Here is a 17,846-nt window from a genome sequence, read left to right as displayed (position 1 = left end):
CTAGTATTAATCGAGCAACGTTAACAGCTTTTTTGCAAATCCGGCATCTAACACTGCCACAACAACGCGGGCTTCCTTCCCTATAGCCTTACCGAGCATTTCCCGGTTTTGAATAAGCTTATAAGGAACCCCAAATGATTTACATTTATCTGTAACTTTCTTTGCCGTATTTGCGGATGCATCTGCAGACAGCAAAACAAGCTTTGCTTTGCCGTTTCTGATCTCTTTAACAGCAAGCTCTTCTCCCGAAGTAATTTTCCGTGCCCGATTGGCTAAGCCAAGCAATGACATCCATTGATTTGAGTTCATTTGGATTGCCGTTTCTCCTTCTCTATTAACTCCAAGAGTTCTTCATAGATAGCATCATCTATGGAAACTTCTAAATGATTGGCTAAGATATTCTTCTTCTTTGCTAACAAAACTGCTTCCTTTTCTTTGGAAAGATAAGCCCCGCGCCCTGATTTTTTTCCGGTCGGGTCTACAGACACTTCCCCTTCTTTGGAGCGAACGATGCGAACGAGTTCTTTTTTCGGCCTCATTTCACCGGTAGCGACACATTTTCGCAAAGGAACTTTTTTACGATTGTTCACGATCATTCACCTCTTCCCTATTCTTTTCCCTCTAAAAGCTCATCCTGAAAATCGAAGTCTGCCTCATTTTCGTAATCTTCGTTTTCATAATCATCATTATCAAAGTTCAACAGTGTTTCATCCCGTGGGTAAATTCCGGCTTCACGAGCATCTGTTTCTGATTTGATGTCAATTTTCCAGCCTGTAAGCTTGGCTGCAAGTCTTGCATTCTGGCCGCGCTTTCCGATTGCCAGGGATAGCTGATAATCTGGGACTACAACTGTTGTCGCTTTGTCATCTTCATTTACGATTACGTCAAGCACCTTAGATGGACTTAGTGCATTGGCAACGAAAACGACCGGATCAGAAGACCACTTTACAATATCAATTTTTTCACCCTTAAGCTCATTTACTACCGCCTGTACGCGTGTGCCCTTAGGCCCTACACATGAACCTACCGGATCTACTTCTTCATTGTCTGAATGAACGGAGATCTTAGAACGGTCCCCTGCTTCACGGGCAACGGATTTGATTTCAACAGTTCCATCATAAATTTCAGGCACTTCAATTTCAAATAATCTCTTCAGCAGGCCAGGATGCGTTCTGCTGACAAAGATTTGTGGTCCTTTTGTTGTCTTTTCTACTTTAGTAATAAAGACTTTAATGCGGTCATGGGGCTGATAACGCTCATTTGGCATTTGTTCGTTTGCCGGAAGGATCGCTTCAATCTTTCCAAGGCTCACATAGATGAACTTAGGATCTGTACGCTGAACAATTCCCGTCATGATATCTTCTTCACGGTCGATAAATTCAGAATAAATGATGCCTCTCTCCGCTTCACGGACACGCTGCGTAACAACCTGTTTGGCCGTTTGGGCAGCGATGCGCCCAAAGTCCTTAGGAGTTACTTCCATTTCAACGACATCTTCCACCTGGTAGTTCGGGTTGATCTTTTGAGCATCTTCAACTGAGATTTCAAGACGCGGATCAAATACTTCATCCACTACCTCTTTGCGTGCAAAGACTCTCATCGTTCCGTTTCCTAGGTTTAAATCAATGCGCACATTCTGTGCCTGGTTAAAGTTTCTGCGGTAGGCTGACACCAATGCAGCTTCAATTGCTTCGATAATCACATCGCGAGAAATGCCTTTTTCTTTCTCAAGCAATGTCAGAGCATCCAAAAGTTCACTGCTCATGAGATTTATATCCCCCTTTATTTCTCTTATAAAAATGATCAACGCTAAAGTAGCAATTTGCTTTTATTAATAAGACAAGTAAGTATTGGTTTTTGAACGTCAATAACTGTCTAGCGCAAGCTGCCTACCCCCTCGAGGTGAGGCCCCCAGGATGGGGGTCATGCAGACGTTGCCACAGGACGTGGCGTTCTTAGTCTGCGTTCCTTCGTGGGTAAGGCGCTTCCGCTTTTCTTAATAAGCAAGCCCGCAATCAGCCGTCATTAGAAAACAACGGCTAAACGGGCATTCGCTACCTTCTCATAAGGAATTTCGATCCTTTTATTCCTTGTTTTGATTTTCACTTCAACCGTAACGGTCTCCCCGTCGAATTGGATTAACACACCTTCGAACGTCTTTTCTCCATCAATCGGCTCGTATGTTTTAACGAAAACATTCTTGCCGACTGCTTTAACAAAATCACTGTCTTTCTTTAGAGGGCGTTCAGCTCCCGGTGATGAAACTTCCAAGAAATAGTTGTAAGGAATCGGATCTTCAGCATCAAGCTTTTCGCTTAGCCTTTCACTGACCATTCCGCATTCCTCGATATCAACACCAGTTTCTTTATCAATAAATACGCGAAGGAACCAGTCTTTCCCTTCTTTTACATATTCAATGTCGACTAATTCTAAATTAAGTTCATCCACAATAGGGGTGACCAGTTGTTCCACCGTTTCAGTCACTTTGCTCATTCATTTCCCTCCTTTTTACTGGATTCTTAGCTCTTGTTTTACATTAATAAATTAGATATTGGCTCTGCTAAACTTTAATTAACATATAGTTTTAACATAGATCCGATATTAGGAAAAAACCGTACACAACACGAAAGAGTGGGTTGCCCCACTCTTCCTTTTGCGAGAGTTATTCTTAGTATTTCCAATAAAACTATACCATAACCAATTTTTTTATGCAAATGGAATAGCTGTCAGCAGAAGGGTTTGGAACATATGGCTGCTCTCTTTTTTAGAATAGAGAAAGCTGATTTTGTTCCGGAAGGGATTCCAGGCAGCCGTGGTTATCCAGATACTCGATAATTGTCTTGGACACTTTTCCGCGCTGCTGCAGATCTTCTTTGGATAGGAATTCTCCTTCTTCTCTTGCTTTAACAATATTGAATGCTGCGTTTGTACCCAATCCTGGAATGGAATTAAACGGCGGGATCAAAGAATTTCCTTCAATGATAAACTCACTTGCGCTTGAGCGGTATAAGTCCACCTTTTGGAAGTTAAAGCCCCTTTCGTTCATTTCCAAAGCCAGCTCCATTACAGTTAATAGATTTTTTTCTTTCGTAGAAGCATCAAGTCCCTTTGCATTGATTTCTTCGATGCGCGCACGTATCGCCTGGGATCCTTTAACCATGGCATCAACGTCAAAGTCCTCTGCGCGGACAGTGAAATATGCTGCATAGTAAAGAAGCGGATGGTGAACTTTAAAGTACGCAATCCGGACAGCCATTAATACGTAGGCAGCCGCATGGGCTTTAGGGAACATGTATTTAATCTTTTTGCAGGAATCAATATACCATTCCGGCACTTCATTCTTTCTCATTTCCGTTTCCATCTCATCGCTCAGGCCTTTACCCTTACGGACCGATTCCATAATCTTAAAAGCAAAAGCAGGCTCCAGACCCTGATAGATTAAATAAACCATTATATCATCACGGCACCCGATTACTTCACTTAAGTTACAAATATTATTATGGATCAATTCCTGGGCATTTCCGAGCCAAACATCCGTACCATGAGAAAGACCTGAAATCTGGACAAGTTCTGAAAAAGTGGTCGGCTTTGTATCTTCAAGCATCTGGCGGACAAATCGCGTACCAAATTCCGGTATGCCAAGTGTTCCGGTTTTACACATGATTTGCTCTTCTGTCACACCAAGCGATTCCGGCCCGCTGAAGATTTTCATTACTTCAGGGTCATCTGTCGGAATCGTTTTTGGATCAATTCCGCTAAGGTCCTGAAGCATCCTTATGACGGTCGGATCATCGTGCCCCAGTATATCGAGTTTTAATAGATTATCGTGAATTGAATGGAAGTCAAAATGGGTCGTTTTCCATTCAGATGTCCGGTCGTCAGCAGGGAACTGAATAGGCGAAAAATCATAAATATCCATGTAATCCGGCACAACAATAATACCGCCCGGGTGCTGTCCGGTTGTCCGCTTTACCCCTGTGCAGCCGGACGCCAGCCTGTCAATTTCGGCACCCCTGATTTGAAGATTATTATCCTGCTGGTATGCTTTGACGTAACCATAAGCTGTTTTGTCTGCCACAGTACCGATTGTTCCTGCACGGTATACATAATCCTCCCCGAATAGCACCTTTGTATAGTTATGGGCCTTCGGCTGGTATTCCCCCGAAAAGTTCAAGTCAATATCGGGAACCTTATCTCCCTTGAAACCAAGGAACGTTTCAAACGGGATATCATGTCCATCTTTTTTATATTTTGCTCCGCAGTTCGGGCAGTCTTTATCAGGCAGGTCGAAACCGGAGCCAACTGACCCGTCATTGAAAAACTCGGATGTCTTGCATTCCGGGCAAACGTAATGCGGAGGCAGCGGATTTACTTCAGTTATTTCGGTCATCGTCGCAACAAAAGAGGAGCCGACTGATCCACGGGAACCAACAAGATAGCCATCATCCAGTGACTTTTTTACAAGCTTATGAGAGATAAGATAGATAACCGCGAACCCATGCCCGATAATACTCTTAAGTTCTTTTTCAAGGCGGGCTTCAACGATCTCAGGAAGCGGATCACCATATATTTTTCTTGCCATTCCGTAACTCATGCTGCGCATTTCTTCATCTGCGCCTTCAATTTTTGGCGTATACAAATCGTCTTTAATCGGCTTAATTTCTTCAATCATATCCGCTATTTTGTTCGTATTCTCTACCACAATTTCCTTCGCTTTTTCTTTTCCAAGGAATGAAAAAGCATCAAGCATTTCATTGGTAGTCCTGAAGTGAACATCTGGAAGCTGATGGCGATTCAGAGGATTCGCGCCTCCCTGTGAATTAACAAGGATTTTCCGATAGATTTTATCATTTGGATTCAGGTAATGGACATTGCCGGTCGCGACTACCGGCAGATCAAGCTTATCCCCCAGTTTTACAATATTGCCGATAATCTCTTCAAGCGCTTTTTCATCTCTTACAAGTTCAAGCTCCAAAAGGTGTGCATAGACGGCTTTTGGGTGCACTTCAAGATAATCATAGAACTGCGCTGTATCTTCCACTTCATCTGGAGATTTCTGCATCATGCCTTCAAAAACTTCGCCTTTGTCGCATCCCGATCCAACCAGAATACCTTCACGATGCTTTTGCAGGACTGACCTCGGAATGCGCGGCACTCTGTAAAAGTATTCAAGATGCGAGATGGATACGAGTTTAAAAATATTTTTCAAGCCTTCTTCTGTCTGTGCAAGCAGGGTGCAATGCGCCGGTCTTGCCCGCTGATAGGCATTTCCCTGTCCCATATTATCATTGAATTGATCATGATATTCGATCCCTTTTTCATCTGCACCCTTAAGCATTTTAAGAAGCAGATAACCCGTTGCTTCCGCGTCATATATGGCACGGTGATGCTGGGTGAGTTCAACATCAAATTTTTTGGCAAGCGTATTCAGACGGTGATTTTTCATGTCCGGATATAAAAAGCGCGCGAGTTCAAGAGTATCAATAACAGGATTAGGCGCTTTGCCTATGCCCATTTTTTTATAGCCGACATTAAGGAAACCCATGTCGAAGGAAGCATTATGGGCTACTAAAACAGCATCTCCTGTCCATTCATGGAACTTCTTCAGAACCTCTTCCACTTCCGGTGCATTCTCCACCTGATCATCTGTGATTCCAGTCAGGTTGATCGTTGTTGCCGACAGCGGGTGATGAGGGTTTGCAAAGGATTCAAACCGATCAATGATTTCCCCATCATGAATCTTAACTGCAGCAAGCTCAATGATAGTATCATATACAGCTGATAAGCCGGTTGTCTCAACGTCAAATACAACATAGGTATCTTCGGTAAGCTTTCGATGCGCATCATTATAGGCAATCGGCACACCGTCATCCACAAGGTTCGCTTCAATTCCGTATAAGATCTTTATATCATTCTTTTTTCCGGCACCATAGGCTTCAGGGAATGATTGAGCAACAGCATGGTCTGTAATGGCAACAGCTTTGTGTCCCCACTTTTTCGCCTGTGAAACCAGTGCACTGACAGATGAAACTGCATCCATTTGGCTCATCGGTGTATGAAGATGAAGTTCAACCCTTTTTTCTTCAGCAGGCGATGTATCCTGTCTTTGAATAGGTTTAATTTCATTGATATCGTTCCCGATCATTACCAGGTCACGGACAAATGTATCGTTTTGTATACTGCCTCGGACCTTTAGCCACATACCTTTTTGAACATGCTGAAATAAAGCAGCATCCTCTTTGTCCCGCGAGAACATTTTTACAAGAATGGAGCTGGTATAATCAGTAATTTTGAAAGTTAAGAGTGTCCTGCCGCTGCGGAGCTCTCTCGTTTCAGCAGCAAATACATAGCCTTCAACGGCTACTCGGCGCTCTTCATCAACTATATCAATCAATTTGCGGTAATCTGCATCGTCTTTAATGGTAAGACCAATTGTAAGCGGCCCCTGAGGTGCTGAAGAATCTGCTGATTCTGCTTCGGCCTCTTTCTTCTGCATCTCGATTGCAGCCTGGAGACCGCGCTCCTGGTCTTCTTTGCGTTTGGCCTCCATGAATTTTTCATATTCTTCATTGGACCCTTCTGAAGATACTTCTGTATCAACTGTTAAGGCCGGAAAGCCAAAAACTTGAAAAACATCAGAAATAGTGCCGGCATACTTCTTCTTGATAGACAATCCTTCCAATTCATTTCGGACCTTAATGATAAGTTTGTTTCCCTGTACAGATGGAACCTGTTCATTCAAAAGCTTTATGAGCGGCGGCGCCATGCCATCCATTTCTTTGATGCAGTTGTGCCAGTATTCAAGTACAAGCTTTTCAGTAAAATCCTGATTTTTCACAGTTATGCTGTAAGAAATTTCTGCGATATGGGAAAATGTCTTTTCCAGCTGATCTGTGAAGCGGCTATATACACTGCAAGGCACAATCTTTGGAAAGGCAAAATAAAAATGCCATTTCCGTGACTGTCTTTCGACTATGACCCTTTCAATCTGGGCATCATGAAAGTGCTGCACAAAGGCATCTTCAGTTAGCTGCATCTGCTGGAGCAAGAGCTGAAATCTAGAAGGTTCGCTCATCTTTCTCTCTCCCATCCAATAAACTTTGTTTCTATGTTTTACACTTTTGTTATAATCCTTGTTTTGCTTCAATATTCTGCCCGTTGATTTCCGCTGCGGGCACTTGCTTTCCGCGGGGAGGAACGGGAGCCTCCTCGGCTCCGCCTGTGGGGTCTCCCGCTCCCTCTCCTCCCGCAGGAGTCAAGTGCCCTCCGCTCCAATCAACTCAGCATTAGAATTATTGTTTCAATGTTAGAAAACTGAAAAATAAATAAGCACCGTCATATTTTGAAATAGACAGACGGACTTAATTATAACATATCGAATCAGATCGTGATTGAAAAAACGGATTCCATTTTGGAACCCGTTTTTTCGTCTCTAACTCTAAGGAACACTGCCCATATTTTTTATAGTGCTGACATCATTTCAGCGATTTTTTCGGCAAGCTGATCTTTGTGAATTTCATGCATTTCACCTGTTTTTCTTACTTTCACTTCGACGATGCCTTCAGAAGCTTTTTTGCCGACAGTTATGCGGATTGGCAAGCCGATAAGGTCGGAATCTGCAAATTTGACACCTGGACGCTCCTGGCGGTCATCCATTAATACTTCATAGCGATCCCGCTTTAACATTGTATATAATTCCTCAGCAACTGCAGCCTGAGCTTCGTCTTTCATGTTAATAGGGACGAGATGCAAGTCGAATGGAGCCATTGAGCGAGGCCAGATAAAACCATTCTCATCGTTGAACTGTTCGGCAACGGCAGCCATAGTGCGGGAAACTCCGATGCCATAGCAGCCCATAATCATTGGCTGTGTTCTTCCATTTTCATCTAAATAAGCCGCTTCCATCGCTTCACTATAGCGAGTGCCCAGCTTAAAGATATGTCCAACTTCAATTCCTTTGGCAAATTGAATCGTTCCTTGTCCATCTGGTGAAGGGTCGCCCACTTGAATGAAACGGAGATCTGCATATTGGGTTACATTGAAATCACGCTCTGAATTAACATTGATATAATGAATTCCTTCTTCATTGGCGCCGCATACACCATTCACAATGGCTTCCACTGCATGATCGGCAATGATATCAATATCCTTCACTCCAATAGGTCCCAAAGAACCAACAGCACAGCCGAGAATTTGCTTCGTCTCTTCGGCACCAGCAAGCTCCACGGCAGCGGCCTCAAGCAGATTTTTAAGCTTGATGTCATTTACTTCATGGTCGCCGCGGACAAGAACAAGAACATATTTTTCATCAGCTTTAAAAAGAAGCGTCTTTATGCACTGCTCTTTAGCCACGTTCAGGAAAGATGAAACTTCTTCAATCGTTTTTTGGTTTTCTGTTTCTGCCTTTTCCAATTCCTTAGGTTCCTCATTGCTCTTTGAGTATTGTGCAATGACTGGGGCCATTTCAATATTGGCAGCGTAGTCGGAAGTATCTGAGTAAGCGATCGTATCTTCTCCAACTTCAGAAAGAACCATGAATTCATGTGTATCTTTACCGCCCATTGCACCCGAGTCAGCAATGACAGCTCTGAAATTCAGGCCGCAGCGTCTGAACACATTGGAATAAGCTGTATAAAGTTTATCATACATTTCATCAAGGCTTTCTTGATTTGAGTGAAATGAATAAGCATCCTTCATGATAAACTCACGCCCGCGAAGAAGCCCAAAGCGAGGACGCTTCTCATCACGGAATTTTGTCTGAATCTGATAAAGAGCCAATGGTAATTTCTTATATGATTTTACGGCATCACGAACCAGGCTGGTAATCACTTCTTCATGAGTGGCACCCAGAGCGAATTCTCGCTCATGGCGATCCTTCATTCTCATCAGTTCAGGTCCATATGTATACCAGCGCCCGGACTCCTGCCATAGTTCAGCCTGCTGAAGGGCTGGCATCAGAAGCTCGGCAGTCCCTGCATTGTCCATTTCTTCCCTGATAATCGCTTCAACCTTTTGCAGAACTTTTTTCGCTAAAGGCATATAGCTATAAATTCCGCTTGCGTTCTGGCGGATAAAACCAGCCCTAAGCAATAATTGGTGGCTTCTTGTTTCCGCATCTGCTGGCACTTCTTTTAATGTAGGAATAAGCGTCATGCTCTGTTTCATTTATTTGCACCTCAATTAAAAATATGTATCGAATCTGCTTTTCAACAAAAGAAGGGTCCCCCGGACTTCAGAAAAAGCTAATAGCTTCCTGAGACCAGAGCCCTCCCACTTCTTCTGCATGCAGCTCAGCTAAGTTTTTACAGGAAAAATCTCTGAATATCATTCCAAGTGACCACTAGCATTAATAGCATTAAAAGGGCAAACCCAATAAAGTGGACCATCCCCTCTTTATGGCGGTCAATCGGCTTCCCTCTTACAGCTTCAACAGCAAAGAACATTAATCTTCCGCCATCGAGAGCCGGAATTGGAAGCAGGTTCATAATTCCCAGATTTATGCTTAGGATTCCTGCCCATTTCATTAGGTAATAGATGCCGGATTTGGCTACTGTATCTGTTGAAACATAGATTCCTACCGGGCCTGATAATGCATCAATTGAGAACTGTCCAGTGACAAGCTTGCCTAGCATGACAAAAATCTCTTTAGTCCAGAAATAGGTTTCCTTAGCTCCATAGGTAATGGCCTTTAAAGGTGATTTCTCCATTGGACTATATACGCCAATAATTCCAATCTTTTCGCCTTCAACATCCTGAACCTTTGGAGTAACCGGTATTGTATACTCCTGGCCGTTTCTTTCCACCAAAAACTCCAATTCTTCACTTGGATTCTGTCTAATGATTTCTACCACATCTGACCAGCTTGAAATTTCTGCTCCATCAACACTTTGAACCAAATCGCCTTCCTTAAGCCCAGCTTCATAAGCTGCACCATCAGGGGTCAGCTTGCCCAGTGCAGGTTCATTAGTTGGAATTCCCTGCAATAAGGCTATTAGAACAAAAACGATAAAAGCAAGAACAAAATTCATCATTGGACCTGCGAAAATCGCCATAGTTCTCTGGCCCAATGTCTTTGATGCAAATTGACGGTCATAAGGGGCAATGAGCGTTTCTGTTCCATCCTCAACCAGTACGGCTGAACGGCTGATTTTAAAAAATTGAATTGACTCTTCCTCTTCGCCCTCAACATATCCTTTAATTTCAAGGGCATGCTCAATATCAGCAGCTTCAACTTCAACTATTCTTGCATTTGGATATTTATCTTTATTATTTAAAATAATTTTGCTTACTTCCTCGTTGTCATCAAGGATCAGGCCAATGCGGTAGCCAGGTTTAATTTCCACCATCTCGGGATCTTCACCGGCCATGCGCACAAACCCGCCTATTGGCAATAAACGAATCGTATAAACTGTTTCATCTTTTTTAAAGGAAAACACTTTAGGGCCGAATCCAATAGCGAACTCGCGGCAGAGAATTCCTGCTCTTTTTGCAAATATTAAATGTCCCAGTTCATGGAAAAATACCAGTGCCCCGAAAATAACAATAAAGGCTATTACTGTACTCAAGTTTTAACCACCTTTTTTTAGAGGTTGTTCAAATGCGCTGGTGAGTGTTATTGAAATTTATATCTGCTTCCACCATTCAGCATTTGAACGCAAGCTTATAGAAGCGAGTTAACATATTTCCTCGTTTCCAAATCTGTTTCCTGGATCTCATCAAGACTTGGATTTGAGATAATGTCATGGCTGCCCAGTGCTCTTTCGATGAAATCTTCTATTTGCAGAAAGGTAATCTTTCCATCTAAGAATGCAGCAACAGCAGCTTCATTTGCTGCATTTAATACAGCTGGCATTGATCCGCCAGCTTTTCCGGCTTCATAGGCAAACTTCAGGCAGCGAAAGCGTTCAAAGTCCATTTCTTCAAAATGGAGTTTGCCAATTTCAGCAAGATTCAGCCGGTTTGCTGTTCGGAGCGGGAGCCTTTCAGGATAAGTTAAAGCATATTGAATTGGTACTCTCATATCCGGAGTGCCAAGCTGTGCGATTACACTGCTGTCATGAAATTCCACCATGGAATGGATAATGCTTTCTTTGTGAAGAAGGACATCTATTTTACTGTAATCCATGGAGAAAAGCCAATGTGCTTCAATTACTTCAAGTCCCTTATTCATCATAGTTGCAGAATCGATGGTGATTTTTGCTCCCATTGACCAATTCGGATGATTAAGCGCCTCTTCAACTGTCACATTTTCTAATTCCTTGCGGGAGCGGTCTCTGAAGCTTCCTCCAGAAGCTGTCAAAATGAGCCTTTCAATATTTTTCTCTTTTTCCCCCTGCAGGGATTGAAAAATAGCTGAGTGTTCACTGTCTACAGGAAGAAGCATTACACCGTTTCGCTTTGCTGCTTCCATGACCAGATGGCCGGCAGTCACAAGGGTTTCCTTATTTGCGATAGCTATTGTCTTCTTTTCCTCAATCGCCTGCAATGTGGAATCAAGTCCTACGCTGCCTAAAACTGCATTAACCAGTATTTCAGATTTTGGGTAAACAGCTACTTCTATCAAACCTTCATGTCCATATGTAAATGTTATGCCGGGAAACTCAGCTTTAAGAATATCTGCAGAACTTTTTTCTGATAGTGAAACAAGTTCTGGCTGAAAGTCAGAGATAATTTTCCGGGCAAGATCTATATTTCTGCCTGCAGACATGGCTGCTAGCTTAAATTCCTCTGGGTGTTCCTTAATGATATCAAGGGTCTGTGTCCCAATCGACCCTGTTGCACCCATTAAACTGATATGTTTCATAGTCTCCTCCTATAAGAAAAGCGGAAGCGCCTTGCCCACCCCCGACTAGCATAAGACGAGCCTCTCGGAGAGGCGTTCTTTGCCTTTCTGGGAGGATCGTCTTATGACCTCGAGGGGGCAGGCGCTGGAGCTAGGCAGTTATCTAATATTCGTAAGCTGCTCTCTGCCCATTGCTTTACAGCAAGTGAAAAAAGTGGAGCAATGGCAGGACGAATAATAAGCTGTCAAAACGGTCCAGAATCCCGCCATGGCCAGGCAGAATATTTCCTGAGTCTTTTACGTTATAATGACGCTTTAATGCTGATTCCACTAAGTCCCCTATTTGCCCGAACACTGACAAGATGGCTGTAATCACTAATAATCCCAGCATGGACTCATCAATATCTGTGAAGATAATAAATAATACCGCCACGGCAAGAGCACAGACTACACCACCAAGTGAACCTTCCACAGTCTTATTCGGGCTGATTTCAGGCCAAAGCTTCTTCTTTCCCATCGCTTTCCCTATAAAGTAGGCACCTGAATCTGTTGCCCAAATAAGGAATAATGCAAAAAAGAGATATGTCAGACCCTGATCTGCGAAGCGGGTCTCCATAAAATAGTAAAACCCAATGCCAACATATAAAGTAGACATAGTCGAAAAAGCCACATCATCAAAAGTAAATTTATTTTTTGTTGCAACCGTATACGTTAAGAAAAGAAGCACCCCAAAAAGAGCTACCTCAATTTTTGTATAATTCAAATCATCCAGGATTGAGTGAAATTCTTTAGGCAAAAGGAAAATCCACAATAATAGTAAAGAAATAATGCCTGGAATCGAGAATAAGCTTAAATTTCTCATTTTCAATAGTTCATATAGTGCAATGGATGCCAGCAAGTATGCCAGGATGATGATTGGCATGCCTCCATAGATAATGACTGGCAGGAGGACTGCACCAAATATAATTGCTGTGATAATACGCTGCTTCATTCAATTTTTCAACACCTTTATTGTACTCCCCCAAAACGCCTTTGGCGGCTTTGGAATACCTCGATTGCTTCGAGCATTTGCTCTTCATTGAAATCCGGCCATAATACATCCGTAAACCAGAATTCTGTGTATGCAAGCTGCCAAAGCATAAAATTGCTTAATCTGATTTCACCGCTTGTACGAATCAGCAGATCGGGATCCTTTAGCCCGCCCGTCATGAGGTAGGATGAGAATTTTTCTTCATTTAATTCATTTTCATCCATTATACCACTTTTGCAATCATTTAAGACATGCTTGACGGCTTCGAGTATTTCGGCTCTGCTTCCATAATTAAGTGCAAAGTTCAACACCAGGCCGGTGTTATTCTTTGTCTCTTCCATCGCTTTGGAAACTGCATTGCGGGTATGGGCAGGCAAGTGGTCAAAATAACCAATCATTCTTACTTGCACATTCTCTTCTATCAGTTCTGGAAGGAAAGTTCCCAGAAATTCCTCAGGCAGTTTCATAAGAAAGTCCACTTCCATTTTAGGCCTTTTCCAATTTTCAGTAGAGAATGCATATAAAGTTAAGGTCTTTACTCCAATATCACTTGCAAATCTGGTGATTTTTCGGACAACCTTCATTCCCTCATGATGGCCGGCAACTCTTGGAAGAGCTCTTTTTTTTGCCCATCTTCCATTTCCATCCATAATGATGGCAACATGCTCAGGAATTTGCAATTCTTTTATTTTTTCAACTCTCTCTCGGAGATCGGAAGAACTGTTTTGGGACTTCCATAACTTCATTTTATCAAACATAAGTCTGCTCCTTTAAAATAGGTTAATCCTCCGATAAAAGATAAAGTGAAACTTCAGTCATTGGGGGTTTTTCCCCGCTGATTGATAGCTGATATTCAGTCATAGTATCTTTTAGAGATTATTCTAATGGTAAAATTATGATATTGCCTCTTTCCGCATGATAATATCATACCAAAAATAATTAAATATATCTCTATAAAAGAGTATGTTACAAGAAACTAAATTCAGGATAGGAATGCTATACTTCTGCGCATATTTCAGCGAAGTCAGCGCATAAACACACGATCTGATTATGTATGCTCCCAAAGAGTAAAAGAACCCCCTATTGATAGAGGGTTCTCAGTATAGAGTCATTAGACTGCAAGAATTTCTTTTTCTTTTTCTTTTGTTAATTCGTCAATCTTACTGATGTGGTCATCAGTAAGTTTTTGAATGTCGTCAGAAAAACCGCGAAGATCGTCTTCTGTGATCTCCCCATTTTTCTCAAGCTTCTTAAGGTCATCATTGGCATCGCGGCGAACATTCCGGATAGCAACTTTGGCGTCTTCAGATTCTTTTTTGACAACCTTTACGAGCTCTTTGCGGCGTTCTTCAGTAAGCTGAGGAATAGCCAGTCTGATAACACTGCCGTCATTTGACGGATTTAAGCCGATATCAGATTTAAGAATGGCTTTTTCAATTTCTCCAAGAATGGATTTGTCATAAGGAGTAATGACTAAAAGGCGTGCTTCTGGAGCAGACACCCCGGCAAGCTGATTTACAGGAGTCGGCGCACCATAGTAATCAACAGTGATGCGATCAAGCAATGAAGCATTTGCTTTACCTGCACGGATGCTCGCAAGCTCCCTTGTGTAAGCTGAAATTGCTTTAGTCATTCTTTCTTTTGCATCTGCAATAACTTGTTTTGGCATTATTTTTTCCCCCTAACGATTGTTCCGATTGTTTCACCCATTACGGCGCGGTTAATATTGCCTTTTTCCATAATTGAGAACACAATTAATGGAATGTTGTTATCCATGCATAAAGATGAAGCTGTAGAATCCATGACAGCCAATCCTTCTTTCAATACATCAAGATAGGAAAGCTCATCATATTTCTTAGCATTTTTATCAATGCGAGGGTCAGCTGAATAAACGCCATCTACATTGTTTTTCGCCATTAGAATTACTTCTGCTTCAATTTCTGCAGCTCGCAATGCTGCTGTTGTATCAGTAGAGAAGTAAGGATTTCCGGTTCCTGCAGCAAAGATCACAACCCGCTTTTTCTCAAGATGGCGGATGGCTCTTCTGCGGATGTACGGTTCAGCGACCTGCCTCATCTCGATTGAGGTTTGAACTCTCGTCTCTACTCCGAGATTCTCGAGGCTATCCTGCAACGCCAATGAGTTCATGACAGTAGCAAGCATTCCCATATAGTCGGCATTTGCTCTGTCCATACCCATTTCTTCTCCGATCTTTCCGCGCCAGATGTTTCCGCCGCCGACAACAACGGCAACCTCAACACCTAATGCAGCCAGATCCTTAACCTGTGCAGCAATTGATTTAATCACTGAAGGATTAATTCCGAAACCTTGCTCTCCTGCTAAAGCTTCTCCACTTAATTTCAAGACCACGCGTTTGTATTTAGGGCTGCTCATAAGAACCTCCATATGTAGTATAAAAACTCACCATAGCTTCTTTAATTTTATCTCATTCTTGAAAAACAGGGAACACAAAGTGTTCCCTGAATCATAGCTGAATTAATTAATATTCAAAAATTACTTCTTAACCTGGTTCATTACTTCTTCAGCGAAGTTGTCCTCACGCTTTTCGATGCCTTCTCCAACTTCGTAGCGAACGAACTCAAGGATTTTTCCGCCTTTAGATTCAACGAATTTGCCTACTTTTTGATCAGGGTTTTTAACAAAAGCCTGGTCGTTTACGCAAACATCTTCGAAATATTTGCCAAGGCGCCCTTCAACCATCTTAGCAACGATGTTCTCAGGCTTGCCTTCGTTAAGAGCTTGCTGAGTTAACACTTGACGCTCGCGCTCTACTTCGTCCTGTGATACTTCATCACGAGATACATATTTAGGGTTTAGGGCAGCAATATGCATTGCAACATCTTTCGCTGCATCTTCGTCAGTTGTTCCCTCAAGAACTGTTAACACACCAATGCGTCCGCCCATGTGAAGGTAAGCACCGAAAGCATCGCTGTCAGTTTTTGTTTTGATTTCGAAGCGGCGAAGAGAAAGCTTTTCTCCGATTTTAGCAATCGCACTGTTGATGTGAGATTCTAAAGTTGCACCGTTAGCCATTGTCTGGCCAGCTGCTTCTTCTACAGAAGCCGGCTTATTAGCAAGCAAATGCTCAGCGATTTCTTTTACAAGAGTTTGGAATCCTTCGTTCTTTGCAACGAAATCTGTTTCAGAGTTTACTTCAAGGATAACAGCTTCGTTTCCGTCAACTTTAACAGAAGTAAGACCTTCCGCAGCAATACGGTCACCTTTCTTAGCAGCTTTAGCGATTCCTTTTTCACGAAGGAAGTCGATTGCTTTTTCCATATCACCATCAGTTTCCTGAAGTGCTTTTTTGCAGTCCATCATGCCTGCGCCTGTTTTTTCACGAAGTTCTTTAACCATTTGAGCAGTAATTGCCATTATGAGATCCTCCTTAATGAGTTATGTAATAATATCTTTACCATTTATAGCTGTATGGAAAACTAAACTTTGGCTTTTCTTTAAAAAAAGGTGATAAAGGGTGCTCCCTCTTATCACCTTCTTTAAATCAAGAAAAAAGCACCTTAGAGCAGTACAGCTCCTGCGCTCCAAGGCGCCTCCGCTTTTCTATTAAGCAGTTGTAACTTCTTCACCTTGTTTAGCTTCAAGGATAGCATCTGCCATTTTGCCTGTTAACAATTTAACAGCACGGATAGCATCATCGTTTGCAGGAATTACAACATCAATTTCATCCGGATCACAGTTTGTATCAACGATACCAACGATAGGGATGTTTAATTTATGTGCTTCTGCAACAGCAATTCGCTCTTTGCGCGGGTCAATGATGAATAGAGCATCTGGAAGGCTCTTCATGTCTTTGATTCCGCCTAAGAACTTCTCTAAGCGCTCTTGCTCTTTCTTCAATTGAACAACTTCTTTTTTAGGAAGAACTTCGAAAGTTCCGTCTTCAGACATTCTTTCGATATCCTTTAAACGCGCAATACGCTTTTGGATTGTTTCAAAGTTTGTTAAAGTTCCGCCCAACCAGCGCTGGTTCACATAGAACATACCAGAACGGATTGCTTCTTCTTTAACAGAATCTTGAGCTTGTTTCTTAGTTCCTACGAAAAGGATTGTACCGCCGTTTCCAGCAAGCTCCTTAACGAAGTTGTAAGCCTCTTCTACCTTCTTAACAGTCTTTTGAAGGTCGATGATGTAGATGCCGTTACGCTCAGTGAAGATATATTTCTTCATCTTAGGGTTCCAGCGGCGTGTTTGGTGTCCGAAGTGTACACCAGCTTCAAGCAATTGCTTCATTGAAATTACTGACATTTGTGTTTCCTCCTAATGGTTTTTATTTCCTCCGCCCATATCATTTTCAGCCGGCAACTGCATGTGAACAGCACCATCCGGCTAAATCCATAAGCGTGTGTATTAACACCATTTGTTAATATAGCATAAGTGTTTTCCACAATCAAGCTATTCTTGCTGATTTTGACGAAATTTAAGCATTAACTCGATTTCTGTCTTCCCTTTTCCTAATTTCTTTGCAATATCCTCCACATTCATTCCCTGTTTTTTCATCACAAACACTTGATCTTCCATTGATGAAAAAATCGCTTCTTTAGCCCGCTGACTGCTGTCTGACTGCATTACAGATTCAGCTTCCTTTATAGATGTTAAACCTTCTGTTTCATTCAATTCTTCCTCTGAAGCCCTTAAATTATTTTTGTAGGCTTTAGATGCCTGGAATACGGATGCTCTGGCTATTCGTATTGATTTCTCATCAGCACTAGCTATATGTTCATCACTTTTTCCTTCCGTATTTAACCGGATACTTTTTTCTTTTACAGATATTTGGTTTTTAGCATTTATCTGCGAAAATTTGTTAATAAAATCATCGTTTTCTTCCTTCATTTGAATAAGGTAAGAAGATATAACCTCTTCCATTTCAACAAGCACTTTCTCCTGTTTTTTCTCTGTTTCCATTAATTTATTCTGACGCAGAAACAGCAAAATAATGGCTAATAACGCTACAATATTCAGCAGCAGGCTAATAGCTAATAGAAAAGCTGTCAT

15 protein-coding genes are annotated in these 17,846 nt (G+C 42.1%); all 15 read right to left on the bottom strand.

What is annotated here, in order from left to right; genetic code table 11:
* Positions 1–6 precede the first annotated feature (6 nt).
* The gene (locus IRB79_RS10845; protein ID WP_009330704.1) at positions 7–309 is read right to left on the bottom strand and encodes a YlxQ family RNA-binding protein; all 303 of its coding nucleotides are present in this window, start codon (positions 307–309) and stop codon (positions 7–9) included.
* Positions 306–590 carry an RNase P modulator RnpM gene (rnpM, locus tag IRB79_RS10840; protein ID WP_009330705.1) on the bottom strand — a complete coding sequence of 95 codons (285 nt, stop codon included), beginning with the start codon at positions 588–590 and terminating at the stop codon, positions 306–308. Before rnpM ends, IRB79_RS10845 begins: the two co-directional genes overlap by 4 nt.
* 17 nt (positions 591–607) lie before the next feature.
* Positions 608–1,765 (bottom strand): transcription termination factor NusA, encoded by a 1,158-nt coding sequence (gene nusA, locus IRB79_RS10835; RefSeq protein ID WP_243508440.1) that lies wholly within the window; start codon positions 1,763–1,765, stop codon positions 608–610.
* 260 nt (positions 1,766–2,025) lie between these two features.
* Positions 2,026–2,493 (bottom strand): ribosome maturation factor RimP, encoded by a 468-nt coding sequence (rimP, locus tag IRB79_RS10830; RefSeq protein ID WP_243508439.1) that lies wholly within the window; start codon positions 2,491–2,493, stop codon positions 2,026–2,028.
* Positions 2,494–2,764: 271 nt separating this feature from the next.
* The gene (locus IRB79_RS10825) at positions 2,765–7,075 is read right to left on the bottom strand and encodes a PolC-type DNA polymerase III (protein ID WP_243508438.1); all 4,311 of its coding nucleotides are present in this window, start codon (positions 7,073–7,075) and stop codon (positions 2,765–2,767) included.
* A gap of 386 nt (positions 7,076–7,461) precedes the next feature.
* A complete protein-coding gene (locus tag IRB79_RS10820; protein WP_243508437.1) occupies positions 7,462–9,165 on the bottom strand; it encodes a proline--tRNA ligase in 1,704 nt (567 codons plus the stop codon).
* Between the two features lie 137 nt (positions 9,166–9,302).
* Positions 9,303–10,565 carry an RIP metalloprotease RseP gene (gene rseP / locus IRB79_RS10815; protein ID WP_243508436.1) on the bottom strand — a complete coding sequence of 421 codons (1,263 nt, stop codon included), beginning with the start codon at positions 10,563–10,565 and terminating at the stop codon, positions 9,303–9,305.
* Positions 10,566–10,660: 95 nt separating this feature from the next.
* The gene (locus IRB79_RS10810; RefSeq protein ID WP_243508435.1) at positions 10,661–11,803 is read right to left on the bottom strand and encodes a 1-deoxy-D-xylulose-5-phosphate reductoisomerase; all 1,143 of its coding nucleotides are present in this window, start codon (positions 11,801–11,803) and stop codon (positions 10,661–10,663) included.
* A gap of 175 nt (positions 11,804–11,978) precedes the next feature.
* Positions 11,979–12,773, bottom strand: a complete 795-nt coding sequence (locus IRB79_RS10805) for a phosphatidate cytidylyltransferase (RefSeq protein ID WP_243508434.1) — start codon at positions 12,771–12,773, stop codon at positions 11,979–11,981.
* 17 nt (positions 12,774–12,790) lie between these two features.
* A complete protein-coding gene (locus IRB79_RS10800) occupies positions 12,791–13,570 on the bottom strand; it encodes an undecaprenyl pyrophosphate synthase (protein ID WP_243508433.1) in 780 nt (259 codons plus the stop codon).
* A gap of 353 nt (positions 13,571–13,923) precedes the next feature.
* Positions 13,924–14,481, bottom strand: coding sequence for a ribosome recycling factor (gene frr, locus IRB79_RS10795; RefSeq protein WP_221877829.1), 558 nt, complete (start codon positions 14,479–14,481; stop codon positions 13,924–13,926).
* On the bottom strand, positions 14,481–15,206 hold the full coding sequence (pyrH, locus tag IRB79_RS10790; RefSeq protein ID WP_009330717.1) for a UMP kinase: 726 nt from the start codon (positions 15,204–15,206) through the stop codon (positions 14,481–14,483). Before pyrH ends, frr begins: the two co-directional genes overlap by 1 nt.
* A gap of 120 nt (positions 15,207–15,326) precedes the next feature.
* Positions 15,327–16,208 (bottom strand): translation elongation factor Ts, encoded by an 882-nt coding sequence (gene tsf / locus IRB79_RS10785; RefSeq protein ID WP_061791039.1) that lies wholly within the window; start codon positions 16,206–16,208, stop codon positions 15,327–15,329.
* Between the two features lie 189 nt (positions 16,209–16,397).
* The gene (rpsB, locus tag IRB79_RS10780) at positions 16,398–17,099 is read right to left on the bottom strand and encodes a 30S ribosomal protein S2 (RefSeq protein ID WP_009330721.1); all 702 of its coding nucleotides are present in this window, start codon (positions 17,097–17,099) and stop codon (positions 16,398–16,400) included.
* 147 nt (positions 17,100–17,246) lie between these two features.
* Positions 17,247–17,846: a DUF6115 domain-containing protein gene (locus IRB79_RS10775; protein WP_243508432.1), complete on the bottom strand. Its 600-nt coding sequence runs from the start codon at positions 17,844–17,846 to the stop codon at positions 17,247–17,249.

The organism is Cytobacillus oceanisediminis (assembly GCF_022811925.1).
Taxonomy (GTDB): domain Bacteria; phylum Bacillota; class Bacilli; order Bacillales; family Cytobacillaceae; genus Cytobacillus; species Cytobacillus oceanisediminis_D.
The sequence above is the reverse complement of the archived record's forward strand: the minus strand, read 5'-3'. Positions and strand labels throughout refer to the sequence as shown.